This is a genomic window from Albidovulum sediminicola (genome assembly GCF_025751575.1).
GTDB lineage: Bacteria > Pseudomonadota > Alphaproteobacteria > Rhodobacterales > Rhodobacteraceae > Albidovulum > Albidovulum sediminicola.
In genome coordinates this window covers 132,222-158,486 of sequence record NZ_JAOWLA010000003.1, presented here as the reverse complement: position 1 = coordinate 158,486, position 26,265 = coordinate 132,222, and the positions used below count along the sequence as shown (strand labels likewise).

Annotated in this window: 28 protein-coding genes and 2 riboswitches; of the genes, 20 read left to right on the top strand and 8 right to left on the bottom strand. The window is 70.5% G+C overall.

Annotated elements, in window-relative coordinates; genetic code table 11:
• The first annotated feature begins 49 nt into the window (after nt 1–49).
• The gene (locus OE647_RS04550; RefSeq protein WP_263720628.1) at nt 50–541 is read left to right on the top strand and encodes an invasion associated locus B family protein; all 492 of its coding nucleotides are present in this window, start codon (nt 50–52) and stop codon (nt 539–541) included.
• Between the two features lie 79 nt (nt 542–620).
• Here OE647_RS04550 and OE647_RS04545 read toward each other — a convergent pair whose 3' ends face one another.
• The 5 genes from OE647_RS04545 to cobU all read right to left on the bottom strand — a co-directional run bounded on the left by OE647_RS04545 (nt 621) and on the right by cobU (nt 5,798).
• Nucleotides 621–2,009, bottom strand: a complete 1,389-nt coding sequence (locus tag OE647_RS04545; RefSeq protein ID WP_263720476.1) for a glutamine synthetase family protein — start codon at nt 2,007–2,009, stop codon at nt 621–623.
• An 8-nt stretch (nt 2,010–2,017) separates the two neighbouring features.
• The gene (locus OE647_RS04540) at nt 2,018–3,391 is read right to left on the bottom strand and encodes an aspartate aminotransferase family protein (protein ID WP_263720475.1); all 1,374 of its coding nucleotides are present in this window, start codon (nt 3,389–3,391) and stop codon (nt 2,018–2,020) included.
• Nucleotides 3,392–3,512: 121 nt separating this feature from the next.
• Nucleotides 3,513–4,274: an adenosylcobinamide-GDP ribazoletransferase gene (cobS, locus tag OE647_RS04535; protein ID WP_263720474.1), complete on the bottom strand. Its 762-nt coding sequence runs from the start codon at nt 4,272–4,274 to the stop codon at nt 3,513–3,515.
• Complete coding sequence (gene cobT / locus OE647_RS04530; RefSeq protein ID WP_263720473.1) at nt 4,271–5,290, bottom strand: nicotinate-nucleotide--dimethylbenzimidazole phosphoribosyltransferase; 1,020 nt, start codon at nt 5,288–5,290, stop codon at nt 4,271–4,273. The genes cobS and cobT overlap by 4 nt, the downstream gene beginning before the upstream one ends.
• Before the next feature lies 1 nt (nt 5,291).
• Nucleotides 5,292–5,798 carry a bifunctional adenosylcobinamide kinase/adenosylcobinamide-phosphate guanylyltransferase gene (gene cobU / locus OE647_RS04525; protein WP_263720472.1) on the bottom strand — a complete coding sequence of 169 codons (507 nt, stop codon included), beginning with the start codon at nt 5,796–5,798 and terminating at the stop codon, nt 5,292–5,294.
• Between the two features lie 81 nt (nt 5,799–5,879).
• Here cobU and OE647_RS04520 point away from each other — a divergent pair, with 81 nt between their 5' ends.
• Genes OE647_RS04520 through bluB form a run of 5 tightly spaced genes read left to right on the top strand, consistent with a single transcriptional unit; the run spans nt 5,880 to nt 9,795 of the window.
• Nucleotides 5,880–6,428, top strand: coding sequence for a histidine phosphatase family protein (locus tag OE647_RS04520; protein WP_263720471.1), 549 nt, complete (start codon nt 5,880–5,882; stop codon nt 6,426–6,428).
• A complete protein-coding gene (locus OE647_RS04515) occupies nt 6,425–7,240 on the top strand; it encodes a propanediol utilization protein (protein ID WP_263720470.1) in 816 nt (271 codons plus the stop codon). The genes OE647_RS04520 and OE647_RS04515 overlap by 4 nt, the downstream gene beginning before the upstream one ends.
• A 1-nt stretch (nt 7,241) precedes the next feature.
• Complete coding sequence (gene cbiB / locus OE647_RS04510) at nt 7,242–8,201, top strand: adenosylcobinamide-phosphate synthase CbiB (protein ID WP_263720469.1); 960 nt, start codon at nt 7,242–7,244, stop codon at nt 8,199–8,201.
• Nucleotides 8,198–9,175 (top strand): threonine-phosphate decarboxylase CobD, encoded by a 978-nt coding sequence (cobD, locus tag OE647_RS04505; protein ID WP_263720468.1) that lies wholly within the window; start codon nt 8,198–8,200, stop codon nt 9,173–9,175. The genes cbiB and cobD overlap by 4 nt, the downstream gene beginning before the upstream one ends.
• On the top strand, nt 9,172–9,795 hold the full coding sequence (gene bluB / locus OE647_RS04500) for a 5,6-dimethylbenzimidazole synthase (protein ID WP_263720467.1): 624 nt from the start codon (nt 9,172–9,174) through the stop codon (nt 9,793–9,795). The genes cobD and bluB overlap by 4 nt, the downstream gene beginning before the upstream one ends.
• Nucleotides 9,796–9,799: 4 nt before the next feature.
• Here the strand turns inward: bluB and OE647_RS04495 are convergent, their stop codons facing one another.
• Both OE647_RS04495 and cobO read right to left on the bottom strand, forming a co-directional pair.
• On the bottom strand, nt 9,800–11,242 hold the full coding sequence (locus OE647_RS04495) for a cobyric acid synthase (protein WP_263720466.1): 1,443 nt from the start codon (nt 11,240–11,242) through the stop codon (nt 9,800–9,802).
• 66 nt (nt 11,243–11,308) lie between these two features.
• Complete coding sequence (gene cobO / locus OE647_RS04490) at nt 11,309–11,941, bottom strand: cob(I)yrinic acid a,c-diamide adenosyltransferase (protein ID WP_263720465.1); 633 nt, start codon at nt 11,939–11,941, stop codon at nt 11,309–11,311.
• Nucleotides 11,942–11,977: 36 nt separating this feature from the next.
• Nucleotides 11,978–12,202: riboswitch (cobalamin riboswitch) on the top strand.
• A gap of 89 nt (nt 12,203–12,291) precedes the next feature.
• Here cobO and OE647_RS04485 point away from each other — a divergent pair.
• The 7 genes from OE647_RS04485 to cobJ are packed head-to-tail and all read left to right on the top strand — an operon-like array spanning nt 12,292 to nt 20,206.
• Nucleotides 12,292–12,651, top strand: coding sequence for a DUF1636 domain-containing protein (locus OE647_RS04485; protein ID WP_263720464.1), 360 nt, complete (start codon nt 12,292–12,294; stop codon nt 12,649–12,651).
• Nucleotides 12,652–13,701, top strand: coding sequence for a cobalamin biosynthesis protein CobW (cobW, locus tag OE647_RS04480; protein ID WP_263720463.1), 1,050 nt, complete (start codon nt 12,652–12,654; stop codon nt 13,699–13,701).
• Nucleotides 13,702–13,707: 6 nt separating this feature from the next.
• Nucleotides 13,708–16,950 (top strand): cobaltochelatase subunit CobN, encoded by a 3,243-nt coding sequence (cobN, locus tag OE647_RS04475; protein WP_263720462.1) that lies wholly within the window; start codon nt 13,708–13,710, stop codon nt 16,948–16,950.
• Complete coding sequence (gene cobG, locus OE647_RS04470; RefSeq protein WP_263720461.1) at nt 16,947–18,122, top strand: precorrin-3B synthase; 1,176 nt, start codon at nt 16,947–16,949, stop codon at nt 18,120–18,122. Before cobN ends, cobG begins: the two co-directional genes overlap by 4 nt.
• Nucleotides 18,112–18,741 (top strand): precorrin-8X methylmutase, encoded by a 630-nt coding sequence (locus OE647_RS04465; RefSeq protein WP_263720460.1) that lies wholly within the window; start codon nt 18,112–18,114, stop codon nt 18,739–18,741. Before cobG ends, OE647_RS04465 begins: the two co-directional genes overlap by 11 nt.
• Before the next feature lie 2 nt (nt 18,742–18,743).
• Nucleotides 18,744–19,460: a precorrin-2 C(20)-methyltransferase gene (locus tag OE647_RS04460; protein ID WP_263720627.1), complete on the top strand. Its 717-nt coding sequence runs from the start codon at nt 18,744–18,746 to the stop codon at nt 19,458–19,460.
• Nucleotides 19,457–20,206, top strand: coding sequence for a precorrin-3B C(17)-methyltransferase (gene cobJ, locus OE647_RS04455; RefSeq protein WP_263720459.1), 750 nt, complete (start codon nt 19,457–19,459; stop codon nt 20,204–20,206). Before OE647_RS04460 ends, cobJ begins: the two co-directional genes overlap by 4 nt.
• Here the strand turns inward: cobJ and OE647_RS04450 are convergent.
• Nucleotides 20,182–20,931 carry a cobalt-precorrin-6A reductase gene (locus OE647_RS04450; RefSeq protein ID WP_263720458.1) on the bottom strand — a complete coding sequence of 250 codons (750 nt, stop codon included), beginning with the start codon at nt 20,929–20,931 and terminating at the stop codon, nt 20,182–20,184. The two genes, cobJ and OE647_RS04450, sit on opposite strands and share 25 nt — an antisense overlap.
• On the opposite strand from OE647_RS04450, the gene cbiE reads away from it, so the two are divergent.
• From cbiE to OE647_RS04415, 7 genes are all read left to right on the top strand, one after another.
• Nucleotides 20,930–22,117 carry a precorrin-6y C5,15-methyltransferase (decarboxylating) subunit CbiE gene (cbiE, locus tag OE647_RS04445; protein WP_263720457.1) on the top strand — a complete coding sequence of 396 codons (1,188 nt, stop codon included), beginning with the start codon at nt 20,930–20,932 and terminating at the stop codon, nt 22,115–22,117. The genes OE647_RS04450 and cbiE overlap by 2 nt on opposite strands.
• Entirely contained in the window at nt 22,114–22,476 is a 363-nt protein-coding gene (locus OE647_RS04440) for a cobalamin biosynthesis protein (RefSeq protein WP_263720456.1), read from the top strand. Before cbiE ends, OE647_RS04440 begins: the two co-directional genes overlap by 4 nt.
• A complete protein-coding gene (gene cobM, locus OE647_RS04435; RefSeq protein WP_263720455.1) occupies nt 22,473–23,258 on the top strand; it encodes a precorrin-4 C(11)-methyltransferase in 786 nt (261 codons plus the stop codon). The genes OE647_RS04440 and cobM overlap by 4 nt, the downstream gene beginning before the upstream one ends.
• A 111-nt stretch (nt 23,259–23,369) precedes the next feature.
• A complete protein-coding gene (locus OE647_RS04430) occupies nt 23,370–24,680 on the top strand; it encodes a cobyrinate a,c-diamide synthase (protein ID WP_263720454.1) in 1,311 nt (436 codons plus the stop codon).
• Entirely contained in the window at nt 24,677–25,399 is a 723-nt protein-coding gene (cobA, locus tag OE647_RS04425; RefSeq protein WP_263720453.1) for a uroporphyrinogen-III C-methyltransferase, read from the top strand. Before OE647_RS04430 ends, cobA begins: the two co-directional genes overlap by 4 nt.
• Nucleotides 25,396–25,722, top strand: coding sequence for a DUF1636 domain-containing protein (locus tag OE647_RS04420; RefSeq protein ID WP_263720451.1), 327 nt, complete (start codon nt 25,396–25,398; stop codon nt 25,720–25,722). Before cobA ends, OE647_RS04420 begins: the two co-directional genes overlap by 4 nt.
• 90 nt (nt 25,723–25,812) lie before the next feature.
• Nucleotides 25,813–26,035, top strand: a riboswitch (cobalamin riboswitch).
• A gap of 35 nt (nt 26,036–26,070) precedes the next feature.
• Complete coding sequence (locus OE647_RS04415) at nt 26,071–26,241, top strand: CbtB domain-containing protein (RefSeq protein WP_263720450.1); 171 nt, start codon at nt 26,071–26,073, stop codon at nt 26,239–26,241.
• Nucleotides 26,242–26,265 lie beyond the last annotated feature (24 nt).

Sequence of the window (26,265 nt, the reverse complement as noted above, 5' to 3'; positions counted from 1 at the left end):
AGTGAACACGATAGCGAAAACGCTGAGCGGCCTGTTCGTGGCGACGACGATGATTGCCGGGGCTGCCGGCGCACAGAGCGCGAATGACCGCGTCTCTGCCAACGGGGACTGGAGCTTCTATGTCTCCGAAAGCCCCAAGGAATGCTGGAGCGTCTCTGCCCCGGTCGAAACCGTCAACACCAAGGACGGCAAGGCCGTTTCGGTGCGCCGTGGCGATATCCTGCTGTTCGTGACCTTCCGCCCCGGCAGCTCCGCCGGCGAGGTGTCGTTCTCCGGCGGCTATCCTTTTGACGAGGCCAGCTCACCCACGCTTGAGATCGACGGCAAGACCTTCGAGCTGTTCCTCAACAGCGCCGCCGACCCCGAGGTCGCCTGGTCCCAGAACGGCGATATGGATGCCCAGATCGTCGCCGCGATGAAGGCGGGCGCCAAGGCCGTGGTCAAGGCCCGCTCCGGCCGTGGCACGCAGACGCAGGACACCTTCTCCCTCACCGGGTTCACCGCGACCGTGGACGAAGCGGCCAAGCGCTGCGCCAACTGATCCAGCACCCACGAATGCCAAAGGCCCGCCGCTAGCGGCGGGCCTTTTCTTTTTGGGGACCGCCGGTGGTCTCCGCCGGTCAGACCGTGTGCAGATAAAGGTCGAAATCAAGCTCCGACACCGTGCGGTTGACGCGCGCGTATTCTGCGGCCTTCACCTCGGTGAAGGTGCGGTGCATGTCCTCACCCAGCGCGTCCTTCAGGAAGGCGGAGTTCCGCGCCGCCTCGATCGCCGTGCGCCAGTCGCGCGGCATCGCGCCGCCGTCGTCATCCGCATAGCCGTTCCCGGTGGTCTCGGGCCCCGGGTCGATCCGGTTGGCCAGCCCGTGCCGGATCGCCGCGAGGATGATCGTGGCCACCAGATAGGGGTTCGCATCGACGCCCGAGGGGCGATGCTCGATCCGGCGCGCGCGCAGATCGCCCGCCGGAATCCTGAGCGCGACGGACCGGTTGTTGACGCCCCAGTTGGTCGAGACCGGCGCGTAGCTCTGGTTCGCGAAACGACGCCAGGAATTGGCATGCGGGGCAAAGACCAGCATGGATTCGGCCATCGTGTCCCGCATGCCGCCCAACGCATGCAGGATCGTGTCGGTCCACTTGCCCTCTTCCTTTTCGGCAAAGACGTTCCGGCCCTCGCCATCCTGAAGCGAGACGTGGAAATGCATGCCTGAACCCGCGTATTCCTCCACCGGCTTGGCCATGAAACAGGCAGTCACGCCATGCGCCCGTGCCTGCGCCCGCACGATGCGCTTCAGCCGGATCAGGTCGTCGGCCGCCTGCATCACATCCTCGCGGTAGTGCAGCGTCAGCTCATACTGGCCCGGCGCGTATTCGGAGATCATGGTCTCCGCCTTGATCCCCGCCTTCTCCGCCGCCGCGTAGATGTCGGAGAAGAGGGGCAGCATCCCGTGCAGGTGATCGACGGAATAGACCTCGGTCTTGCGGGAATGGCGCCCGTCCAGCACGTCGCGCGCGGGCTGGACCTTGCCATCCGGCCCCCGGTCGTTGGCAAGCAGGAAGAACTCCAGTTCGAACGCTCCGGCGGGACGCAGCCCGTCTGCGGCCAGCAGGTCGACCTGGCGTTGCAGCGCATGGCGCGGGTCCGAGGTCATCGGCGTCCCGTCCAGCTCGTAGAGCGACAGGAAGACCTCGCCCCGCGGCGGCGTGGTGTTATGCAGCGGCTTCAGCGTCCCGGGGATCGGCCATGCGCGCAGGTCGCCGTCGCCCTGGTCCCAGATCAGGCCGGTTTCATGCACATCCTCGCCGCAGATATCGAGCCCAAGGATGGAGATCGGCATGTGCCGACCGGACTTGTAGATCGAGATAAGCTCGTGCCGGCGGATGATCTTGCCGCGCCCGATCCCGTTGGAATCGTGAAGGATGATGTCGAAGGCTTCGATTTCCGGGTGGGCGTCCAGAAAGGCTTCGGCTTCGGCAAGGGTCGCGCCCGAGGGGCAGGTCTGGGTCATGGTCGTCCTCAGGCAAAAAGCTCGGTCAGGATTTCATCGAAGGCGCCGATCAGGCGATCGATCTGGCGTTTCCGGGTCACCGGGCTGACCAGCATCATGTTGTGGAAGGGCGCGATCAGGCAGCCCCGGTTCAGAAGCCCGGTATGCAGCGCGGCCTCGACCTCGTGCACATGGGCGGCCGCCGCCTCGGCCCCGTTCTTCAGCGGCCCGGGGGCGCAGATGAATTCGACCCGCGCGCCAACCCGCACGACATGCCAGGGCGCCTTGTGCTTTTCAATCACGGCGGCGAGACCCGCGTGCAGCCGGGCGGCGCCCTTCTCCATGCGGGCGTAGTTTTCGGCCGTCATCACCTCAGACAGGTTCGCGACCAGGCAGGCGAACTGCATCGGATTGGCCGAAAGCGTCGTGCCCATGCCGGAATGGCCCGAGGGGCGCGCCGCGTCATAGGCGCGGAACGCCTCCGCCACCTTGGGGCGCAGACCCCAGACGGCGGTGGGCATGCCGCCCGCCACGCATTTGCCGACCACGAAAAGATCCGGGTCCAGCCCGTGAACGCCGGTATAGCCCCCAAGACCGGAGGAAATCGTATGCGTCTCGTCGATGATCAGCAGGGCACCGTACTGGGTGGCGAGCCGTCGCAGCCCGTCGTGGAAGCCGGGGGCGGGCAGCACCATGCACGAATTGGTCATCACCGGCTCTGTCAGGATCGCGGCGACATCGCCGGACTTCAGCGCCGCCTCGACCCCGGCAAGGTCGTTGAACTCGCATGAGACCGCCAGCGTCGAAAGATCCGTGACCTGACCGACAAGACCGGGCCGGGTGCGGGTCTGGCCGCCATGAAGCTCCACCATCGCGTCGTCAACGGTGCCGTGGTAGCAACCGTTGAAGACCAGGACCTTTGGACGCCCCGTCACCGCGCGGGCGACGCGCAGGGCGAAGCGGTTGGCGTCCGTTGCGGTCGTCGCGATCTGCCAGCGGAAGTCGCCGAAGCGCTCGGTCAGAAGTCGCCCGGCCTTCAGCGCCGCCTCGGTCGGAAGCATATAGGTCAGACCGTTGCGCGCCTGCTTGCGAATCGCCTTGGCGACCGGAGCGGGTGAATGGCCGAACATCGACCCGGTATCGCCCAGGCAGAAATCGTCGATCCCGTAGCCGTCAAGATCGGTCAGCCGCGCGCCCTTGGCCTCGGCCACCAGCATCGGGAAGGGCATCGGCCAGTCCCGCATCCAGTGCATCGGCACGCCGTCCAGATAGGTTTTCGCGCCCTTTTCCAGGGCCTTGCGGGTGACGGGCCGTGACTGTGCGAAACGGCGGCCTTCGCGCGTTGCGAAGGCTTGCAGACGGGCGCGGTTCACACCGGCGATCAGAGCGGGGTTCGGGGCCATGCGACTCTCCTGCAAAACTGGAGTGCTTTTGGCAAATTTTTGATCAAAAATAAAGAGGGGTTCGGTTAAACCCTTGCACAGCCTAACTTGGCCCTGGAAGCTGTTTGATAAAATCCGGCGCTCAGGCGGCAAGTGCCAGAAGCGCGGCCCATCCGGCGATCTCGCCCACCTGTTGCATCGCCCCCAGAACGTCGCCGGTCTGGCCGCCGATCTGGCGCTTCGCAAGCAGGCCAAGCGCGCCAGAGGCAAGCGCAACCGCGCCAAGCGTGATGATTGCGGCCCCCACGCCCAACGGAAGCAGGCAAAGCAAGCCGATCGCTAGCGCGTGAAGGGCGGGCGTCTCCTCGCCCCGCGCGGCTTTGCCCAGCCCGTCCCCCCGGGCCGCCGGCATCAGGACAAGTGCCGCGGGAAGCATCGCCCGGCTGATCGCCGCGAGCCCGATCAACGCCCAGCCCGCGCCGTCCGGCGCCAGAGCCGCGATGGCCGAGGCGCGAAAGCCCAGCGACAGCGCCAGCGCCACGACCCCGTAGCTGCCGATCCGGCTATCGCGCATGATCTCCAGCTTGCGGTCACGGGTGGCCCCGCCGCCAAAGCCATCGGCCAGATCCGCCAAACCGTCCTCATGCATGGCGCCCGTCGCCACTGCACCCACCGCGAGTGCCAGCAGCGCGGCGGGCACCGGTGGCAAGCCGAGCCCCTGCATAAGCGCCAGCACCAGCGCGGCGATGGCGCCCACCGCCACGCCCGCCAGCGGCCAGGCCCAGGCGGAGGCCGCCATCGAAGGCGCGGCACCCTCGATCCGGCCGACCGGCAGGCGGGTCAGCAGCATCAGCGCGAGCCGAAGCTCGTCCAGGCGCAACGCGATGCCGGCAGGGCGGCTCACGCCTCCGACACCCCGGCCTCGCCGAAGGTGGCCATGCCGTTGTGGCAGGCGAGCGCGGCGCGCAGGATGCCCAGCGCCAGCGCCGCGCCGGACCCTTCGCCGAGCCGCATGTCAAACTCCAGAACCGGGCGCTTGTGGATCGCCGCCAGCAACTTGCGGTGGCCGGGCTCGGCCGAGGCATGGCCGACAAGGCAGTGGTCCAGAAGCCGCTTGTCCGCGGCGTAAAGGACCGCCGCGGCGGCACTACATATGAACCCGTCAAGGATCACCGGGATGCGCGCCGAACGGGCCGCCATCACCGCGCCGCAGATCGCCGCCTGTTCCCGCCCGCCGAGCGCGGCCAGAACCGCCATGGCATCGCCCAGAACGCCCTCGTGCCGTTTCAGCCCACGCTCGATCGCGTCGATCTTGCGGTGGATGCCCGCCTTGTCCGACCCGGTGCCGGGACCCACCCATTCCGCGACCGGCCCGCCGAAGCAGGCGGCCGCCAAGGCCGCCGCGACGGTGGAGTTTCCGATGCCCATTTCGCCCAGGATCAGCACGTCCGCGCCCTCATCCACCGCCGAGGCGCCCTGCCAGAATGCGTCCAGGCAGTCGGCCTCGGACATCGCCGGACCTTCGGTGAAGTCCGCCGTCGGGCGGCCAAGCTCCAGCGCGATCACGGTCAGGTCGGCGCCGTTGACCGCGCAAAGCTGGTTGATCGCCGCGCCGCCCTGTTCGAAGTTCGCGACCATCTGCGCGGTCACTTCCTGCGGATAGGGGTTCACGCCCTGCGCGCAGATGCCATGGTTGCCGGCAAAGACCAGCGCCTGCGCGCGCCAGATCTCGGGCCGGGCGGTGCCGCGCCAGGTCGCCATGAACTCCGCCAGTTGCTCCAGCCGGCCGAGCGATCCGGGCGGCTTGGTCAGCGAATTCTGGCGCGCACGGGCGGCCTCGGCGGCGGCGGCGTCCGCAGCGGGCAGGACATCGGCAAGCGCGGGAATTTCGGCAAGCGAGGCGATCGAAGGCAGGCTCATGTCATTTCACTTTCAGCGGCAGACCGGACACCGCCAGGATGACCTCATCCGAGGCGGCGGCGATCCATTGGTTGAGAAGCCCGGCCGCATCGCGGAACTCCCGGGCAAGGGCGTTTTCGGGAACGATCCCGCTGCCGACCTCGTTGGTCACGAGGAGGACGGGGTCGCCTTGGCGGGGCAGGGCCTCGGACAGCGCGCGGCCCGCGGCCCGCCAGTCATGACCGCCCAGCATCAGGTTGGTGAGCCAGAGTGTCAGGCAATCGACAAGCCGCGGCCCCTGCCCGTCGCTGGCGGCCAGCGCGCCGATCAGGTCGATGGGTTCGGCGATCGTCGACCACTCCTGCCCCCGGCGCGACTGGTGCTGCGCCACGCGAGAGGCCATCTCCGCGTCGCGCACCTCGGCGGTGGCGATATAGACCGCGCGGGGCGCCAGCCGCAGCGCGATCGTCTCGGCGATGCCGCTTTTGCCCGATCGGGCGCCCCCGGTGATCAGTATCGTCTTGCTCATGCTCCGGTCTCAAAGCAGAAACGGGCCGGTCACGAAAGAGGGAATGCGACAGTGGGGTGCGGACGCGCGACAGAGTTGATCTTGATCCGCCATGCGCCCGCCATCACCGGCGGACGGCTCTGCGGCCGGACCGACGTTCCGGCCGATCTGCGCAACGCTGCCTCCATCGCCGCGCTGCGCAAGGCGCTGGGGCAGCCCGACCACCTGTCCGTCAGCCCGGCCCTGCGCTGCCGTCAGACGCTGGACGCGATCTGGCCCGATGCGACCGCGACCGAGGACGCCGCGCTTTGGGAACAGGATTTCGGGCAATGGGACGGCCAGCCCTACAGCGCGCTTCCAGACATCGGCGCGCTTTCGGGCGCGGCGCTGGCCGACCATCGCCCGCCGGGCGGGGAAAGCTTCGCCGATCTCTGCGCCCGCGCCGCCCCCGCGATCGGGGGGGCCGCGCGCCGCGACGGCACGGTCGCGATCGTCGCCCATGCCGGGATCGTGCGCGCGGCGCTGGCCCTGGCCCTTGGCAGCCCCGGCGCGGCGCTCGCTTTCGACGTGGCGCCCCTGTCAGCCACACGGCTGCGCCCGCTGGACGGCGGCGGCTTCGGCATCATCTCGGTCAACTGGACACCCGCATGACCCCGCACACAACCCGTGTGGCGGGGCATTTCGGAGAGCTGTTGCAGGGACGCCTTGGCGCCGATGGGCCGGTCGTGCTGGTGACGCTCCCCTGCCCGGCGCTGACCCTTGACGGAATCCGCCGGCCCGGCCCCGGCCTCCATCTGCATGGCCACGGCCAAAGGCTGATCACGCCGCAACGGGCGCGGCGGCTGCTCTCGGCGCTGGGCCTCGCGGCGTCGGGCCGCTTTGGCTTGCGTGCCGCGATGCCGCTGGGTGGGGGGGCGGGGGCGTCGACCGCGGCACTCGTCGCGTTGGCGCGCCTTGCGGGCTGGGCGGGGCCGCCCGAGGATCTGGCCCGCGCCTGCATCGCCTGCGAGGGGGCAAGCGACCCCCTGATGTTCCCCGCGCCCGAGCGGCTGATCTGGGCCTCGCGGCTGGGCCGGGCGATGGGGCGCACCGCGCCGCTTCCGGCGCTGGAGGCGGTGGGCGGCTTTTTCGGCCCGATGCAACGGACCGATCCGCAGGACGGCCGCTTCGCCGACATCTCGGACCTCCTGCCCCGCTGGTCGGAGGCGGCCCGCGCGCGCGACGCCGGGCTTCTGGCCGCGCTGAGCAGCACGTCCGCGCGCCGCACGCTGGCGCTCCGCGGCCCGGCGGGCGACCCGACCGAGGCGCTGGCCCGCGACATTGGCGCGCTCGGATTCGCGATTGCCCATACCGGAGCGGCGCGCGCCCTGCTATTTGCCCCCCGGACCGTGCCGGAGGACTGGCGGGCGCGTCTGCGCGCCGCCGGGCTTCGCGGGATGGTCCGGTTTCGCTTGGGGGAATGACATGACGGCAATGCTGGTGGCGCTTCTGGTCGATGCGGCGGTGGGCTGGCCCGGGCCGCTGTTCCGGCTGATCGGCCACCCCGTCACCTGGATCGGGCGGCTGATCGACCGGCTCGACCAGTGGCTCAACATCGAGGAAACCGACCCCCTCCTGCGGCGCCTGGCCGGAGTGGTCGCGGCGCTTGCCGTCGTCGGCCTTTGCGTCGAGATCGCGGTGATCGTGACCAGCCTCCTGCCGGATGGCTGGAGGGGCGTGGTGATCGAGGGGCTCCTGGCCTGGCCGCTGCTCGCGTCCCGTTCGCTCAACGACCATGTGGCAGCGGTGGCGCGGCCACTCGCCAAGGGCGACCTTGATGGGGCACGCCAGGCGGTGGCGATGATCGTCGGCCGCGATCCGGCCCAGCTCGACAGCGCGGGCGTGGCGCGGGCAGCGATGGAGAGCCTGTCGGAGAACGCTTCGGACGGAGTGGTCGCGCCCTGGTTCTGGGGCATGGTCTTCGGCCTGCCCGGGATCGTCGGCTACAAGGCGATCAACACGCTCGATTCCATGATCGGCCACCACACACCCCGGCACGAAGCCTTCGGCTGGGCGTCGGCGCGCATCGACGACGTCGCGAACCTGATCCCGGCGCGCCTGACCGGCCTGTTGCTGGCGGCGGTGTCAGGGTTGTCCTCGGGCCGCTGGCGCGAGGGGCTTGCCACCATGGCCCGCGACGCGCGCCACCACCGCTCCCCGAACGCGGGCTGGCCGGAGGCCGCGATGGCCGGCGCGCTGGGCGTGCGCCTATCGGGCCCGCGCGTCTATGCCGACCGCGTGGCTGAGGAGCCCTGGGTCAACGGCACCGCCCCCGACCCCGCGCCCGCCGACCTTTTGCGGGGGCTCGGGCTCTACCGGGCGATGGTCGCGCTCCTTGTCGGGCTGACGGCCGTGCTCGCCCTGATCGAATGGGTGCTGGGATGAGGGATCACGGCGGCAACCTGGACCAGGCGATCGCGGCCTACGGCGGCGAGGCCACCGACTGGATCGACCTCTCCACCGGCATCAACCGGGTTCCCTACCCGATCCCGCGCCTTCTTCCGGGTGCCTGGACCGATCTTCCCACGCGCCGCGCGATGGCCGGCCTAAGCGCAGCGGCGGCCCGGGCCTACGCGACCCCGGCCTCCGTCTTGCCGGTCGCCGGCGCGCAGGCCGCCATCCAGATGATCCCGCGCCTGGGTCCCCCGGGCAGCGCCCGCGTCCTCGCCCCCACCTACAACGAACATGCCGCCGCGCTCCGCAGCGCCGGATGGCAGGTCGAGGAGGTGGCGCAGGCCGAGGACCTGGCCGGCGCGGACCTGGCGGTGATCGTCAACCCCAACAACCCCGACGGACGCCGGATCGCGCCGGACGCGGCGCTGGCGCTCGCGGGCCAGGTGGGGCGGCTCGTCGTCGATGAAAGCTTCGCCGATATCAGCCCCGAGCTGTCGGTCGCCGCCCGCGCGGGGCAGGCAGGACTGTTCGTCCTGCGCTCTTTCGGAAAGTTCTACGGCCTTGCGGGGGTTCGCCTGGGCTTCCTTCTGGGCAACCCGGACGAGATCGCGGCGCTTGCGGAGATGGCCGGCCCCTGGCCGATCTCCGGCGCGGCGATCGCCCTCGGCCAGGCGGCGCTGGCCGACGCCCCCTGGGCGGCGGCAACGACCGCCCGGCTGGCGCAAGAGGCCGCAAGCCTCGACACGATGGCCGCCACGGCGGGATGGCGCTGCGCGGGCGGCACCACGCTCTTCCGGCTTTACGACACCGGGGACGCGGCGGCGGCGCAGGATCGGCTGGCGCATGCGCGGATCTGGACCCGCCGCTTCCCCTATTCCGAAGGATGGCTGCGCCTCGGCCTTCCGGGCACCCCCGCCGAATGGGCCCGGCTCGAAGAGGCCCTCAAAGGGATGAACGCCACATGAACTTCACATCCGACGAGGCTGAGACCCTGTCGCGCATCCTGAAGTGGCGCCGCGACGTGCGCCATTTCCGCACCGATCCGGTCCCCGAGCCGATCCTGCTTGGCCTGCGGCAGGCCATGGCCGCCGCGCCCTCGGTCGGCAATGCCCGTCCCTGGCGCGTGATCCGGGTCAAGGACAAGGACCTGCGCGCCGCCGTGCGCGCGATCTTCGAACGCTGCAACGCGGACGCGGCGGCGGCCTATGATGACGCGACGCGTTCGGAATATCTCCAGCTGAAGCTTGCGGGCCTCGACGCGGCGCCAGAGCACCTCGCGGTCTTCACTGAAACCGACCCCGAGGCGGGGCGCGGCCTGGGCCGGCGCACCATGCCCGAAACCCTCCACCAGTCGACCGCGATGGCGATCCACACGCTCTGGCTTGCCGCGCGCGCGCAGAACCTCGGGCTCGGCATGGTCTCGATCCTCGAACCCAGTGCGGTCGAGACCCTCTTCGCCGTTCCCGATGGGTGGGAGTTCAGTGCCTATCTCTGCCTTGGCTGGCCAGAGTTCACGGACGACACGCCGCTCTTGCACCGGACCGGCTGGCAGGAAAACCAGCCGACCGAATGGGTGGTCCGCTAGGCACCTAGCGCGCGAGGCCAAGCAGACCGGCCACGTCCAGATGCGCCTCCATATGGTCTGCCAGCGCATCCAGAACCGTTTCGACACCCGCGCCGTACTGCGCCGAGGACGCAGCCCCCAGCCCGGCCAGATAGGCCGCGCGGAAGGCGTCGCCCACGAACATCCCGTGCAGATAGCTGCCCGCAATCCGCCCGTCGGGCGAAACCGCGCCTTCGGGCACCCCGTCCACCACCGCGAAGGGCCGCGCGCGGTCCGTCCCCTCGGTCCGGCCGATATGGATCTCGTAGCCCTCCATCGCGGCGCCGGTTCCGGCATGGGTCGCCCGCGTCCGCGTCAGCCGCTTGTCCGGCGTCATGACGGTTTCCACGTCCAGAAGCCCAAGCCCCGGCGTTTCGCCCGCCGCGCCCTCGATCCCCTCGGGGTCCGCGATGACCCGGCCCAGCATCTGGTAGCCCCCGCAGATCCCAAGCACATGCCCGCCCCGCCGGACATGCGCGGCAAGGTCGATGTCCCAGCCCTGCTGGCGCAGGAAGGCGAGGTCGCCCCGGGTGGATTTCGATCCCGGAAGGATCACCAGATCGGTATCCCCGGGGATCGCCTGCCCCGCCCGCACCATGGTCAGGCTGACCGAGGGCTCGACCTTCAAGGGATCGAGGTCGTCGAAATTCGCGATCCGCGACAGCGCCAGGCAGGCCACCTTCAACGGCCCGCCCCCCGACGCGCCGCCCAGATCCAGCGCATCCTCCGCCGGAAGCCGCGCGGCCTGCGCGAAATAGGGCAGCACGCCGAAGCCCCGCCAGCCGGTCCGCGCCTCGATCAGGCGGTAGCCGTCGTCGAAAAGCGACGGATCGCCCCGGAACTTGTTGATGAGGAACCCCGCGACCATCCCCGCGTCCTCGGGGTCCAGAACCGCCTGCGTGCCGACGATCTGCGCGATCACGCCCCCCCGGTCGATGTCGCCGGCCAAGACCACGGGCACATCCGCGGCCCGGGCAAACCCCATGTTCGCGATATCGCCCCGGCGCAGGTTGACCTCGGCGGGGCTGCCCGCCCCTTCGACGATCACCAGGTCATGCGCCGACTTGAGCCGCCCAAAACTTTCCAGAACCCGCGCCATCAGCTGCGGCTTCAGCGTTGCGTAATCGCGCGCCCGCACGGTCGTCAGCCGCCGCCCCTGCACCACCACCTGCGCGCCGGTATCGGTCTCGGGCTTCAACAGCACCGGATTCATGTCGGTATGCGGATCGAGCCCCGCCGCCAGCGCCTGCAAGGCCTGCGCCCGCCCGATCTCGCCCCCGTCCACCGTCACCGCGGCGTTGTTCGACATGTTCTGCGGCTTGAAGGGCGCGACCGACAGCCCCCGCCGCCGCGCCGCGCGCGCCAGCCCCGCCACCAGAAGCGACTTCCCGACATTCGAGCCGCAGCCCTGGATCATCAGCCCCTTCACCGCGCCCTTCCCTTCTTCTTTTCCCAAATATCCCGGGGGTCCGGGGGCTGGCCCCCGGCCGTCGCCTCAGAACTCCACGCCCTTCTGGCCCTTGATCCCCGACCGGAACGGGTGCTTGACCAGCGTCATCTCCGTCACCAGGTCCGCGATCTCGATCAGCTCCTCCTTGGCATTGCGCCCGGTGAGCACGACATGCGTCATCGCGGGCTTCTCGGTCGCCAGGAACTCGACCACCTCGGACACCGGCAGGTAGTCGTAGCGCAGCGCGATGTTTATCTCGTCGAGCACCACCATCTGGTTCCTCTCGTCGCGGATCAACTCCTTGGCCTTTTCCCAGCCCCGGCGCGCGGCGGCGATGTCGCGTTCCTTGTCCTGGGTCTCCCAGGTGAAGCCCTCTCCCATGGCGTAGAACTGGCACAGGTCTCCGAAATGCGCCTCGATCAGCGTGCGCTCTCCGGTCGACCAGGCGCCCTTGATGAACTGCACGACCGCGCAGGGCATCTCATGCGCGATGCAGCGCAGAATCATCCCGAAGGCGGAGGAGCTCTTGCCCTTCCCCGCGCCGGTATGGACGATGATCAGCCCCTTCTCGCCTTCCTTGGTGGCCATGATCTTGTCCCGCGCGGCCTTCTTCTTGGCCATCTTCTGGGCATGGCGCAGGGCCTCTTCTTCGGGTTGCGTCGCTTTCTGCTCTGTCATGGTCCCTTCCGTTGCTTGACAAGGGGGCACCCATGCCTCAGGGGAGGCGGTGCTGGTTCCTGTCTTAGGGCAGGCGAAGAGGGAATGCGACAGGCTTTGCGACCTTTGACGGTCCGGTGCCGAAGCGCAGCCGCCCCCGCGACCGTGACCGGAGAGGCCCCCCAGACCACTGGCATCGCGCCGGGAAGGGGGTGGGGCCGCCGGGGCCGCCAGGCCCCGACATCCGCAAGCCGGGAGACCTGCCAGCAAGGAAATGACGCGACGGCGGACGGGGTGTTCCGCGACCGGCCCGGATATCGAGAGATATCCCTGCGGGTCTGCCCCTTCCCCCGGAAGGAAGGACGACGAACGTGACGGTAACGCTTCATATCTGCACCACCTGCCGGATGGGTCAGCCCATCGCGGAGGACGAGGCGCGCCCCGGCGCCCGGCTGCTGGCCGCGCTGGAACAGGCCGGCGCCCCCGAGGGCGTGCGCATCGTACCCGTCGAATGCCTTTCGGCCTGCGACCACGGCTGCAACATCGCACTGACCGGCCCCGGCCGCTGGTCCTATGTCTACCGCGGCATGGACCCCGACACCCATGTCGCCGATATCCTCGCCGGTGCCGCCGCCTATGCCGCAACCGCGGACGGTCTTGTGCCCTGGCGCGACCGCCCGGTGATCTTCCGCAAGCAGTCGCTTGCCCGTATCCCCCCGATGGAGAGCTGAATGTCCGACCTGTCGAAAATCCCCGTCACCGTCATCACCGGCTTTCTGGGCGCGGGCAAGACCACGCTGATCCGCCACCTGATGCTGAATCCGCAGGGCAAGCGGCTGGCGGTCCTCGTCAACGAATTCGGAACCGTGGGCGTTGATGGCGACATCCTGAAATCCTGCGCCGATGAAAACTGCCCGGCGGAGAATATCGTCGAGCTTGCGAACGGCTGCATCTGCTGCACCGTCGCCGACGACTTCATCCCGACGATCGAGGCGCTGATGGCGCTGCCGCAACGTCCCGACCACATCCTGATCGAGACCTCGGGCCTGGCGCTGCCGAAGCCGCTCTTGAAGGCCTTCGACTGGCCGGCGATCCGCTCGCGCATCACCGTGGACGGCGTCATCGCGCTGGCCGATGCGGAGGCCGTCGCGGCAGGCCGCTTCGCCCCCGATGTCGATGCGGTCCAGGCCCAGCGCGAGGCCGACGAAAGCATCGACCACGAAACGCCGCTGTCCGAGGTGTTCGAGGACCAGATCGCCTGCGCCGACATCGTGCTTCTGTCCAAGGCCGACCTGGCCGGTGACGCGGGCCTTGCCGCCGCCCGCGCGGTGATCGAGGCCGAGGCGCCGCGCAAGCTGCCGATCCTGCCGATGGAAGAGGGCCGGATCGACCCGGCCGTGATCCTGGGGCTGGGTGCGGCGGCAGAGGACGACTTGGCCGCCCGCCCCTCGCATCACGACGGGCATGACGACCACGAACACGACGATTTCGACACCGTGGTCATTGACCTGCCGGAGGTCGCCGACCCCGAGGCGCTGAAAGCCGCCATCGCGCGGCTTGCCCGCGAACAGAACATCCTGCGGGTCAAGGGCTATGTCGCCGTGACCGGCAAGCCGATGCGCCTGCTCGTCCAGGCGGTGGGGGAGCGTGTGCGCGCCCAGTTCGACCGCCCCTGGGGCGAGACGCCCCGCGCGTCCAAGCTGGTCGTGATCGGTGAGCATGACGATGTGGACCCGGCCGCGATCCGCGCGGTGCTGGTTCCGGAAACCCTCGGGGCCTGATCCGCGATGCATGTCGTCTTCCGCGAAAGCCACGGGCTGGAGGAAACCGAAACGCCCACCGACCTCGGCCAGGACCCGGCCGAGCTGGTGGCGCTTTCGTTTTCCGACAGCGACCTGGGCGCCTTCGCGGCGGGATGGCATCGCGCGGGCGGCAAGCTGCCGACACTGAGGCTCGCCAATCTCGTGGCGCTGCGCCATCCGCTGTCGGTCGATACCTATGCCGAACGCACGCTTTCGGGCGCCAAGGGCATCCTGATCCGGCTCATCGGCGGTGAAAGCTACTGGCCCTACGGGCTGGCACAGGTGCAGGACCTGGCGCGCAGGAACGGCATCGCGCTGGCGATCCTGCCCGCCGACGGCCGGGAAGACGCGCGGCTGGACGAGTTGTCCACCCTGCCGAAATCCACGCTCAGACGGCTCCAGACGCTTTGCGACGCAGGTGGCGCGGTGGCCGCGCAGGCCGCGTTGCAGCAATTGGCGCTGGCCGCGGGCCTATACGCTGGCCCGGTGGCGGGAGAAAAGACCGTACCACCCTACGGCTGGTATCGTCCGGGCAGCGGCATCGCACCGGCGCCCGAGGCCGGCGACCGACCGCTGGCGGTCGTGACCTTCTACCGCTCCTACCTGACCTCGGCCGACACCGATCCGGTCGATGCCCTGATCGCGGCACTTGAGGCGCGGGGCTTTGACGCCATCGGCGCCTTTGCCCCCAGCCTGAAGGACGCTGCTGCGGCGACCTGGCTCCGGTTCGAACTCGCCCGCCTGGCCCCGGCGGCCATCGTCAACGCCACCGCCTTTTCGGCGCGGGGCGCGGATGGCGCCCCATCGGCGCTGGACGCGGGTGGCTGCCCGGTCTTCCAGGTCGCGCTGTCGACTGCGCGGCGCAAGGATTGGGCGGGGGCGGAACGCGGCCTCTCGCCCGCAGACCTGGCGATGCATGTCGTTCTTCCCGAGGTCGATGGACGCATCTTCGCGGGCGCCGCGAGCTTCAAGAGCGCCGGCAAGAAGGACCCTGACCTTCAGTATTCCCGCTTCACCCACCGGGCCGATCCGGACCGGATCGCCGCGATTGCCGACCGGATCGCGGGCTGGCACCGGCTGTCCCGGACCCCTGCCGCCGATCGACGCATGGCCTTGGTGCTCTCGACCTATCCCGGCAAGGCGTACCAACTGGCCCATGCCGTGGGCCTTGATGCGCTGGCCTCGGTCGAGGGGATGCTGGGCGCGCTGAAGGACGGCGGCCATGCCGTGGAAACCGGCGCGGATCTCGGCAAGGCGCTGGCCGCCGAGACCCTGACCTGGCCGGTCGCCGACTACCGCGACCACCTGGGCCGCCTTCCCGAACCGCTTCGCGAGACGCTCAGCGCCGCATGGGGTGCGCCCGAGGACGACCCTGCCGTGGCCGATGGGCAGTTCCGCTTCCGCGCGCTGCGCCGGGGCCAGGCCCTCGTCGCGCTGCAGCCGGAACGGGGAGAGGTCCGGACCCGCGCCGACGACTACCATGACCTGAGCCGGACGCCGCGCCACGCCTATGTCGCCTTCTACCTCTGGCTCAGGGCGCAGGGGATCCACGCGCTGGTCCATGTCGGCGCGCACGGGACGCTCGAATGGCTGCCGGGCAAGTCGGTGGCGCTCTCGGCCAACTGCTGGCCCGAGGCGCTGACGGGCAACCTGCCGGTCATCTACCCCTTCATCGTCAACGACCCCGGTGAGGCCGCGCAGGCCAAGCGCCGGGTCGGTGCCGTCACCATCGGCCACCTGCCGCCCCCGCTGGTCGAAAGCGCGGTGCCCGAGGATCTGGGCCGGCTTGAGCGGCTGCTCGACGAATATTCGACCGCGGACGGGCTCGACCCTGCCCGCCGCGACCGGTTGATCGAGGCCATTCGCGAAGAGGCGCGCGGCCGTGGCGTCGAGGATGACCTGGGCCTGCGGGCGGACGCCTCTCCGGCCGAGGCGATCACCCGGATCGACCGCTTCGTCTGCGACATCAAGGAAAGCCAGTATGGCGAGGGGCTGCATATCTTCGGCACCGGCCAATGCGGGGCAGAGGAACGCCAGGGGCTTCTGGCCGCGCTGGACGGCGCGCGGGTGGATGCCGGGCCGTCCGGTTCGCCCTTCCGCGGGCGCACGGACGTGCTGCCGACGGGGCGCAACCTTTACACCACCGACCCGCGCGCGGTGCCATCGCGCGCCGCCCATGCGCAAGGCGTGAAGCTGGCCGAGGAATTGCTGCGCCGCCACCTTCAGGACCAGGGCGACTGGCCGAAATCTCTGGTCGTGGACCTCTGGGGTTCGGCAACCATGCGCACGGCGGGCGAGGAATTCGCCATGGCACTGCACCTGGCCGGGCTGGCCCCCAAATGGGACGAGGGGTCCGAGCGTATCTCTGGCTTCGAGGTCGTGCCGCTGGCGCTTCTGCGCCGTCCGCGCATCGACGTGACGCTGCGGGTTTCGGGCCTCTTCCGCGATGTCTTCCCCGGCCTTGCGCAGCTTTTCGAAGGCGCGGCCGCCGCCCTTGCGGAGCGCGAGGAAGCGCCCGAGGACAACCCCTACCGGACCGCAAGCCCCCGGGTTTTCGGGCCGAAGCCGGGGCTTTACGGCCTGTCGATGACCGAAACGCTGGAAGACTATGGCCCCGAGGGCCGGCTGGCCGCGGGCGAGGCCTGGCTGTCGGGCTCGGAATGGGCGCTCGATCCCTCCGGCGCGGCGCGCCAGGACCGCGAGGCGCTGGAGGCACGGGTTCTGGGCGCCGACGGGTTCGTCCATGTGCAGGACCTTGCGGAAACCGATCTGCTTCTGGCCTCGGACTATGCGGCGCATGAAGGCGGCTTTGCCGCCGCCGCAGCGCGGCTCGGCAAGGAGGCGCCCGCGCTCTATCACCTCGACGCGACGCGCCCCGACGCCCCCCGTGCCCGCACGCTCTCCGAAGAGGTCGGCCGCGTCGTGCGCGCCCGCGCGGCGAACCCGAACTGGACCGACGGGATGATGAACCACGGCTTCCGCGGCGCGGCCGAGATCGCCGCCACGCTCGACCACATGGCGGCCTTCGCGCATCTGGCCCGCGCGGTCCCGGCGCATCTGTTCGACCTTTATCACGAGGCGACGCTGGGCCGGGACGAAGTCGTGGACTTCATGGAGCGTGAAAACCCCGCCGCCCTTCAGGCCATGCGCGACCGTTTCGAGGCCCTGCGCGATGCAGGCCTTTGGGTGACGCGCCGCAATTCCATCGCGATGGGAGGGGCGGGATGAGCGCGCCGATCGTACAGGGCTGGTGCCCGGGGGCCCTGCGCCCGATGATGTCGGGCGATGGGCTTGTGGTGCGCGTGCGCCCGCGCGGCGGACGGCTGACGCCCGATCAGGCGCGCGGCATCGCCGAACTGTCGGCGCGCCACGGCAACGGCCTGATCGACCTGTCGGCGCGCGCCAATGTCCAGCTTCGCGGCGTGAGCGAGGCCGCGCATGGGCCGCTGATCGCGGGGCTGTCAGCGCTTGGCCTGATCGACGAAACGACCGAGGCCGAAAGCCGCCGCAACATCGTCGTGACCCCGTTCTGGCAGGATGGCGACGGGGTGCAGGGCATCGTGACCGCCCTGGCCGCCGCGCTGACCGCCCCCGGCGCGCCCGCGACGCCGGGGAAGTTCGGCTATGCCGTCGATTGCGGGGCGGAGCCGGTCTTGTCCGGCGTCTCGGCCGATATCCGGATCGAGGCGATGCCCGGCGGGCTTCTGGTCCGCGCCGACGGCGCGGGAACCGGGGCGCGGGCCACGGCCGAAACCGTCGCCGACCGGGCGCTCGATCTGGCGCACTGGTTCCTTGCCACCGGCGGCGCGCCGCAAGGCCGGGGCCGCATGTCCGCCCATATCGCGCGCGGGGCGGTGCTGCCCGAGACGTTCCGCGAGGCGCCCGCCCTGCCCCGCGCCATCACCCCGCCCCCGGCCCCCGGCCCGGCGGGTCCTGGCTACCTCGTGGCGTTCGAGTTTGGGCAGATGCGCGGCGAGACGCTGGCCGCACTTGCCGACGCGGGCGCGCTGCGCGTCACGCCCTGGCGCATGCTTTTGATCGAGGGCGCGGCGCAGGCGCCGCGCGCGCCCAGTCTGATCACCGATCCCGACGACCCGATGCTGCGCGTGACCGCCTGCACCGGCACCCCCGGCTGCCCGCAGGCCCTGATCGCGACCCGGCCGCTGGCCCGCGCGCTGGCCCCAGCGCTGCCGACCGGGTCGGTCCTGCACGTTTCCGGCTGCGCCAAGGGCTGCGCCCATCCGGGCCTCGCGCCCCGCACGCTGGTCGGGCGCGTCGATGGCAGCGTCGATCTGATCCTTGGCGGAACCGCCGCCGACACGCCTGCGGCCACCGGGCTCTCGCCCGACACTTTGGCCGCCCATCCCGCTTCCCTGTTTGAGACCCAAGATGCCCCATAGCTACCAGACCGACGGCGCCGCGATCTACCTAGAGAGCTTCGCCACCATCCGCGCCGAGGCCGACCTTGCCCGCTTCACCCCCGAGGAAGAAGTGGTCGTGGTCCGCATGATCCACGCCGCCGGGATGGTGGGGCTGGAGGAGCATGTGCGCTTCTCCCCCGGCATGGCCATTGCCGCCCGCGCGGCGCTGGAGGCGGGCGCACCGATCCTGTGCGACGCGCGCATGGTGAGCGAGGGGATCACCCGCCCGCGCCTGCCCGCGGGCAACGAGGTCATCTGCACCCTCCACGACCCGCGCGTGCCCGATATGGCGCGCGCGATGGGCAACACCCGCTCCGCCGCGGCGCTGGAACTGTGGCGTCCGCATCTTGAGGGCGCGGTGGTCGCGATCGGCAACGCGCCGACCGCGCTTTTCCACCTGCTCAACATGCTGGAAGACCCAGCCTGCCCGCGCCCGGCGGCCATCATCGGTTGCCCGGTCGGTTTCGTCGGCGCGGCGGAATCGAAGGACGCGCTGATGCAGGACCTGCCCGCCCCCTCGGTGATCGTGAAGGGCCGCCTCGGCGGGTCCGCCATCACGGTCGCCGCCGTCAACGCGCTTGCCAGCCGGAAGGAATGACCATGGGCAAGGTGATCTGCCTGGGCCTCGGGCCCGGCGACCCCGAACTGATGAGCGTCCGCGCCGACCGCCTGCTGCGCTCGGCGCGCCATGTCGCCTATTTCCGCAAGGCTGGCCATATCGGGCAAGCCCGCCAGATCGTCAGCGGCATCCTGCCCGAGGGCGCGGCCGAATACCCGATGGAATACCCCGTCACGACCGAGATCCATTTCGCGGACCCCGAATACAACCGCCTGCTCGCGGAGTTCTACGAGGACTGGGCGAACTGGCTGGCCGAACTGGCCCAGCGCGAGGACGTCGTGGTGCTGTGCGAGGGCGACCCGTTCTTCTACGGCTCCTTCATGCATCTGCACTCGCGACTTCAGGGCCGCGCGGAGCTTGAGGTGGTGCCGGGCATCACCGGCATGTCGGGCTGCTGGACCGCGACGGGATCGCCGATCACCTGGGGTGACGACGTCCTGACCGTCGCCATGGCGACCCTGCCCGAGGAGGAGTTGGTCCGGCGCGCCCGTGAAACCGACGCGCTTGTCGTCATGAAGATCGGCCGCAACCTGCCGAAACTGCGCCGGGCGCTGGCCGCGGCCGGGCGGATCGATGCGGCCTGGATCGTTGAGCGCGGCACCATGAACGGGCAGCGCGTTCAACGCCTGTCGGAGGCCGAGGAGGTCGCACCCTACTTCTCCATCGTCGTCGTACACGGCCAAGGGCGGCGGCCATGAGCGGCGGGACCAACAACGGCTGGGTCGCTGTGGCGGGCCTTGGCCCGGGGGACGAACGGCTTGTCACCGAAGAGGTGCGCGCGGTTCTGGCCGAGGCGACCGATGTGGTGGGCTACATCCCCTACGTCGCCCGCGTCGCCCCGCGCGAGGGGCTGAGCCTTTACCCCTCCGACAACCGGGTGGAGCTGGATCGCGCCAACCACGCGCTGGACATGGCCGCCGAGGGGCGCCGCGTGGTCGTGGTCTCCTCGGGCGATCCGGGGGTCTTTGCCATGGCCTCGGCCCTCTTCGAGGCGCTGGAGGCGCGCTCCGACCCTGACGCCTTCGACATCCGCATCCTGCCGGGGATCACGGCCATGCTCGCGGCGGCCGCGCGGCTGGGCGCGCCCCTGGGGCATGATTTCTGCGCGATCAACCTATCTGACAACCTCAAGCCCTGGGACCTTGTCGAACACCGGCTGCGCTTGGCCGCGCAGGCGGGCTTTGCCATGGCCTTCTACAATCCGCGCTCCAAGAGCCGCCCGCACCAGTTCGCCCGCGCGCTGGACATTCTGCGCGAGGAATGCGGACCCGACCGGCTGATCTCGTTTGCGCGCGCCGTGACCACGCCGGAGGAACGGCTTTCGACCGTCCGTCTGGGCGAGGCCACGCCGGAGATGGCCGACATGCGCACCGTCGTGATCGTCGGCAACGCCGACACGCGCCATGTGGGCCGCTTCGTCTATACCCCCAGGTCGGCGCGGTGAGCGAGGAACGCCATCACCTTTTCGATACTGTCCGCGACCCGGCGGGGCGGAAGCGCCGGCCGGTCGATCAGGATCACCGGAAGGCCGAGCGCCCGCGCGGCGTCAAGCTTGGCGCGGGCCCCGCTGCCGCCGGCGTTCTTGGCGACGATCCAGCCGATCCGGCGGTCTTGCAGCAGCGCGCGATCGCCCGCCGCGTCGAACGGGCCCCGGGCGATGACGGCCTCGGCGTCCGGCAGGGGCAAGGGCCCCTCGGGCGCATCGACCAGTCGCAGCAGGTAGTGGTGCTGGGGCGCCCGGGCGAAGTCGCCGAGGTTCTGCTTGCCGATGGCCAGAAAGACGCGGGACGGCGCCTCCGGCAAGGCCGCGACGGCACCCGCGATATCGGGCACATGGGTCCAGCGGTCGCCCGCGCCCGCCATCCAGGGCGCCCGTTCGAAGGCACAGAGCGGCGTCCCGGTGGCTTCGCAGGCGGCGACCGCGTTCCGGCTCATCTGCGCGGCGAAGGGGTGGGTCGCATCGACCACATGGGTTATGCTTTCGGCGCTGAGGTAGTCCGCCAGCCCCGCGACGCCGCCGAAACCGCCGATCCGCATGGGAAGCGGCTGCGCCACGGGCGCCTCGGTCCGGCCCGCGTAGGAAAAGACCGCATCGACGCGTTGGGCCGCAAGGTGGCGGGCCAGTTGGCTGGCCTCGGTGGTTCCGCCCAGAAGAAGGACGCGCGTCATGTCTGATCCCTGGCTGGCGATCATCGGGCTTGGCGAGGATGGGCTGGCGGGTCTGTCCGAGACCTGCCGCGCCGCGCTGGCCACGGCGGATATCATCTTTGGCGGCCCCCGTCACCTGGCGCTTGCCGAGGCGGGCCCGCGCGGTCGCCCCTGGCCCGTGCCCTTCGACATCGCACCGGTCCTGGCCGAGCGCGGGCACCACGTGGTTGTGCTGGCCTCGGGCGATCCCTTCTGGCACGGGGCGGGCGGGTCGCTGGCCGCGCATCTCGCGCCCGGCGAATGGGTCTCCCATCCCGCGCCCTCGACCTTTTCGCTCGCGGCCTCGCGCCTGGCCTGGCGCATCGAGGAAACCGTTTGCCTAGGCCTGCACGCCGCCCCGTTCGAGCGGCTGGTGCCGGTGCTTGGGCGCGGGGTACGGGCGATCTGCCTGCTGCGCGACGGCGCGGCGGTTCGCGGGCTGGCCGACTGGCTTTGCGCGCGCGGGTTCGGCTCTTCGGCGCTGACGGTGCTGGAATCGCTCGGCGGTCCGGACGAGCGGATTCGCCGGACCACGGCTGCCAGTTGCGGCATCGACGACGCGGCCTACCCGGTCGCTGTCGCGATCGAGGTCGAAGGTGCTGCGGGGCTGCCGCGCGCCTCCGGGCTTGAAGACGCGCTTTTCGCCTCGGACGGGGTGATGACCAAGCGACCGGTTCGCGCATTGACGCTTTCGGCGCTGGCCCCCCGGCCGGGGGAACGCCTCTGGGACCTTGGCGCAGGATCGGGTTCGGTCGCGGTGGAATGGTGCCTGGCGGCGCCCGGCGCGGGGGCCCTGGCGCTGGAATCGCGACCCGACCGGGTGGCCAACATCCATGCCAACGCCGCCGCCTTCGGGATCGCCCACCGCCTGTCGGTGCATGAGGCCGACTGGCCCTCGGCGCTGGCGGGGCTGCCCCGGCCCGACGCGGTCTTCATCGGCGGCGGCGCGACGGCGGCTGGGATCAAGGCGGTGCGCGCCGCCGTGCCGAAAGGGACGCGGCTGGTCGTCAACGCCGTCACGATCGAGACCGAGGCGCTTCTGGCGGCCTGCCACGCCGAACTTGGCGGCACGCTCCTGCGGGTCGAACTGGCGATCTCGGAGCCGCTGGGGCGCTTGCGCGGCTGGCTCCCGGCGCGCCCCGTCGTGCAATGGAGCGTGACGCTATGAGGGTCGCGGGGGTCGGCTTTCGCGGCGCTGCAACGCCGGAGTCGCTGATCGATGCGGTGACGCGCGCGGGGGGCGGAGCCGGGCTGCTGGCGACGGCCGAGGAGAAGTCAGGCGCCGCAGCGCTGCAGGAGGCCGCGCGCCGGATGGGGCTGTCCGTCCGGACGGTCGGCCGGGCGGATCTGGCGGCGCAGCAGGTGCCGACCCGCTCCGCGCGGGTGGCCGAACGGTTCGGCACGGGATCGCTGGCCGAGGCGGCGGCGCTGGCGGCGGCAGGTCCGGGGGCGCGGCTCCTGGGGCCAAGGGTTGTATCGGGCGACGGTCTGGCCACGGCCGCCATCGCAATCGGGAGAGACGAATGACAGTGCATTTCATCGGCGCCGGACCCGGCGCGCCAGACCTTCTGACCCTGCGCGGGCGCGACCTGATCGCGTCCTCCCCGGTCTGCCTTTACGCGGGATCGCTGATCCCCGAGGCGATCCTGTCGCATTGCCCCGAGGGCGCTCGGATCGTGAACACCGCGCCGATGTCGCTTGACGCGATCATCAAGGAGATCGCGGCGGCCCATGCCAAGGGCCAGGACGTGGCGCGGCTGCACTCGGGCGACCTATCGGTCTGGTCGGCGATGGGCGAACAACTGCGGCGCCTGCGCGAGCTGGGCATTCCCTATGACGTGACGCCGGGCGTGCCATCCTTTGCCGCCGGCGCCGCGGCGCTTGGCGCGGAACTGACGCTCCCCGGGGTCGTGCAGTCGGTGGTGCTGACCCGGACCTCGGGCCGAGCGACCTCGATGCCCGAGGGTGAGACGCTGGAGAACTTCGCCCGCACCGGGGCGCTCCTGGCGATCCATCTGTCGGTCCATGTGCTGGACCGCGTGGTGGCCGAGCTGACGCCGCACTACGGCGCGGACTGCCCGGTCGCGATCATCTGGCGCGCCAGCTGGCCCGACCAGCGGCTCGTTCGGGCAACGCTCGAAACGCTGGAAACCGCCGTGGGCGCGGAGATGGAGCGCACCGCGCTGATCTTTGTCGGCCGTTCGATCGGGGCGGAAGACTTCGATGAAAGCCGGCTTTACGCCGGGGACTACGACCGCCGCTACCGGCCGGTCGGCACCCATCCGCGCTTCCCGGAGACGGGATCGTGAGGGCGAACCCGGGCGTTTCGGCCCGCCTGTCGCGGGCCGACCGGGGCGAGGGGGTCGTCTGCCCCCTCGCACTCCCCCGAGGATATTTGGCAAAAGAAGAAGGGGCGGGCTTTGGCCAGTAAGGGGCTCATCATCTCGGCCCCGGCCTCGGGCACGGGCAAGACCACGGTGATGCTGGGGCTTCTGGGCGCGTTCCGGCGGCAGGGGCTGGCTGTGCAACCCTTCAAGTCCGGGCCGGATTACATCGACCCGGCATTTCATCGCGCGGCCTCGGGGCGCGCGTCGGTCAACCTTGACAGCTGGGCGATGGCAGAGGCGCGGATCGCCGGACTGATCGGCGCGGCGGAGCCCGCCGATCTGGTGCTGGCGGAAGGGTCGATGGGGCTTTTCGACGGTGTCGCCGCGCCAGGCGAGGCGGGAACCGGGGCCTCGGCCGATCTGTCGGCGCTGACCGGATGGCCGGTCGTTCTGGTCCTGGATGTCTCGGGGCAGGCGCAGTCGGCCGCCGCCGTGGCGCTGGGCTTCGCGCGGATGCGGGCGGATGTGACGCTCGCGGGCGTGATCCTGAACCGCGTCGCCTCGCCCCGGCACGACGCACTGGTGCGCGCGGGGATGGCGGTCGCGGGGATCACGGTCTTCGGCGCCCTGCCCCGGCGGGCGACCGTTGCCCTGCCCGAGCGGCACCTGGGACTGGTGCAGGCCGAGGAGACCGCCGAGCTGGACCGCATCCTTGGCGATGCTGCCGATTTCGTGGCGGAGCATCTGGACCTTGCGGGCCTGCGCGCGGCCGCGCAACCGACGCGACTCGCGGCGGGCGAACTGGCCGCAACGGTCCCACCCGGCCAGCGGATCGCCCTGGCGCGCGACGAAGCCTTTTCCTTTGTCTATCCTCACCTTCTGGACGGCTGGCGCCGCGCCGGGGCGGAGGTGCTGCCGTTTTCGCCACTGGCCGACGAGGGGCCGGACGAGCGCGCGGATTGCTGCTGGCTGCCCGGGGGCTATCCCGAGTTGCACGGCGCCCGCCTGGCGGCAGCCGCGCGGTTTCGCGGCGCGATGCAGCGCTTTGCCGAAACCCGGCCCGTGCACGGGGAATGCGGGGGCTACATGGCGATGGGCGCGGGCCTGATCGACAAGTCCGGCGCGCGGCACCAGATGCTGGGACTTCTGGGCCTTGTCACCTCGTTCGAGAAGCGGCGCATGCATCTGGGCTACCGGACCGCGCGGCTTCTGGCCCCGGTGCCGGGTCACACCACGGGCGCGCGGCTCAGGGGTCATGAATTTCACTACTCGACGATCCTCGATCAGCCGGATATGGCGCTGGCCGAGGTTCTGGACGCCACCGGCGCCCCGGTTCCGGAAACCGGATCGCGCCGGCGTCGGGCGACCGGCACGTTCTTTCACCTGATCGCGGAGGCCACATGAAGGGTTTCGTCAGTTTCGTCTCTTCCGGGCCGGGCGATCCGGAATTGCTGACGCTCAAGGCCGTCGACCGGCTGCAACGGGCCGACGCGGTGCTGTTCGACGACCTTTCCTCGGGTCCGATCCTGGCCCATGCGCGCGACGGCGCGGACCTGGTGGGCGTCGGGAAGCGGGCGGGCCGCGCCTCGCCCAAGCAGGATCACGTGAGCCGCCTGCTGGTCGAATACGCGACCTCGGGCGCGCGGGTGGTGCGGCTGAAATCGGGGGACAGCGGGTTGTTCGGCCGACTCGAGGAAGAAATCATCGCCTGCCGCGAGGCCGAGGTGGGCTACGAGGTCATTCCGGGCGTGACCTCGGCGATGGCGGCGGCGGCGGCGGCAGGCATCCCGCTGACCCGGCGGCTGACCGCGCGGCGGGTGCAGTTCGTGACCGGCCATGACGTGACCGGCGCCCTGCCGGAGGACCTGAACATCGCGGCGCTGGCGGACCCCACGGCGACGACCGTGGTCTTCATGGGCAAGCGCACCTTTGCGGAGCTGGCGCGGCGGCTGACCGGCGCGGGGATGCCTGCGGACACCCCGGCGCTGCTGGCCGAAAGCGTCTCGACCCCGCTTCAGAAACTGTCGCGCGGCACCATCGCGACGATGGAGCGGCAGATCGCAGAAGAGGCGGCGGATGGTCCCGCGCTGATCCTGATCGGGCCGCTGGCCGAGGGCGCATGAGCGCGGCGACCGCCACCGTCTGCCTATCCTGCGCCCCCGCGCAGGAGGCCTTCGCCAGCGCGCTGGAAGCGGCCCTGGCATCCGCGTCGCTTCCCATCGCGGTGCGAACGACCGAATGCATGTCGGGCTGCACGCGCGCGCCGACGCTGGCCTTCCGGGCGCCGGGGAAGACGGCCTATCTTTTCGGGGACATCACGACGCGCGACCTGCCCGAGCTGGTGGTGTTCGCGCGGATGTACCTCGCCTCCGCCGACGGGACGTTCGAGGATGCGCGCCCGCTCGGCGCGCTCAGGACCAAGGCGATCGCCCGAATCCCGGGATAAGGGCAACTTGCGCGGCGGCGCTGGCCGCGCCGGGTCGCGTTTAGGCAGCGACGTGCCGCGATTCCACCTTGACCGCGAGGGGGGGATATAGGCACATGGAAGACGTATGGTGTCCAAGCGGCGCGAAGCGTCCGGACTGAAACGGGAATGGGGAAGGGTGGACCAAAGGCGGCACCCAAAGCCCCAACCGCCCCCGCGACTGTAAGCGGCGAGCGGCTTTCCGAAAGCCACTGGACGGGGAAACCCGGCCGGGAAGGTGGAAAGCACGCTTTGACCCGCGAGTCAGGAGACCGGCCATGCAGGATGGTAACGCGAATGTCGTCGGGTGTGACGACGAAGGAGAATGAAATGAACGCGATGACCCAAACCGCCGCCAAAACCGGCACCGCCCTTGCCTCGATCGTTTTTGCCGCCCTGGTCGGCGCCACGGTGATCTTCTTCGCCGGGCACGCACAGTCCGCGACGCTGCACGACGCCGCGCATGACATGCGCCACGCGACGGGCTTCCCCTGCCACTAAGGCAGCGCGGACCGATCTGATCCA